The organism is Streptomyces sp. CBMA156 (assembly GCF_014596515.1).
Classification (GTDB): Bacteria; Actinomycetota; Actinomycetes; order Streptomycetales; family Streptomycetaceae; genus Kitasatospora.
This window is the reverse complement of the sequence record NZ_MSJQ01000217.1, coordinates 1-1117: the sequence shown is the minus strand read 5'-3', so window position 1 is coordinate 1117 and position 1117 is coordinate 1. Positions and strand designations below refer to the sequence as shown.

Below are 1117 nucleotides of genomic sequence, written 5' to 3'. Positions count from 1 at the left end.
ACGAGATCGCGCGGGCGGTGGCGGCGGCGCTGGCGAGCGGGCGCGGGGCGATGGTCGTGCTCCCCGAGGGGCGCTCGGTGGCCCGGGTCGACCAGGCGCTGACCGAACTGCTCGGCCCCGGGATGCACGTGGCGCTGGAGGCCGACCTCGGCCCGCGCGAGCGCTACAAGCGCTGGCTCGCGGTGAGCCGGGGCTCGGTGCGCGCCGTGATCGGGACCAGGGCCACCATGTTCGCCCCGGTGCGGGACCTCGGCCTGGTCGTGGTCTGGTCGGACGGGGACGGCAGCCACAGCGACCCGCGCGCCCCGCACCCGCACGTGCGGGAGGTGGCGCTGCTGCGCGCCGCGGAGGAGGGCGCGGCGGTGCTGCTCGGCGGGCACGCGGTGACGGTGGAGGGCGCGCAGCTGGTCAGCACCGGTTGGGCGCGCCCGCTGGTCGCCGACCGGGAGACGGTGCGGCAGGTCGCGCCCAGGGTGCGGACCGTCACCGATGAGGACCAGCACCGGGACGCCGCCGCACAGGCCGCCCGGCTGCCCTCGGTGGGCTGGGTGGCCGCCAGGGAGGCGCTGGCGGCCGGGCACCCGGTGCTCATCCAGGTGCCCAGGCGCGGCTACGTGCCCAGGCTGGCCTGCGGGCGCTGCCGCACGCCCGCCCGCTGCCGGCGCTGCGAGGGGCCGCTGGAGGCGCCCTCGGCGGACGCCCTGCTCTGCGGCTGGTGCGGGGAACAGGAGAACGACTGGCACTGCCCCGAGTGCGGGTCCTTCCGGCTGCGGGCCCAGGTGGTCGGGGCCCGGCGGACCGCGGAGGAGCTGGGCAAGGCGTTCCCGCGCATCCCGGTGCGGACCTCGGGCCGGGAGGCGGTGCTGACCACCGTGCCGGACGAGCCCTCGCTGGTGATCTCCACGCCGGGCGCCGAGCCGGTGGTGGAGGGCGGCGGCGGGTACGGGGCCGCGGGAGGGGTAGCGGGGGGCGTGGGGGGTGCGGTGTGGGGGGGGTGGGTGGGCGGGGGGGGCGGGGGGGTGGGGGGGGGGGGGGCGGGGGGGGCGGGGTGGGGGGGGGGGGGGGGGGGGGGGGGGGGGGGGGGGGGGGGGGGGGGGGGGGGGGGGGGGGCGGGGGG

Annotated in this window: 1 pseudogene; it reads left to right on the top strand. The window is 80.8% G+C overall.

Features of this window, described 5'->3' with window-relative positions:
* Positions 1–1117 (top strand): annotated as a pseudogene (locus BU198_RS18205) (primosome assembly protein PriA); the annotation flags it as partial.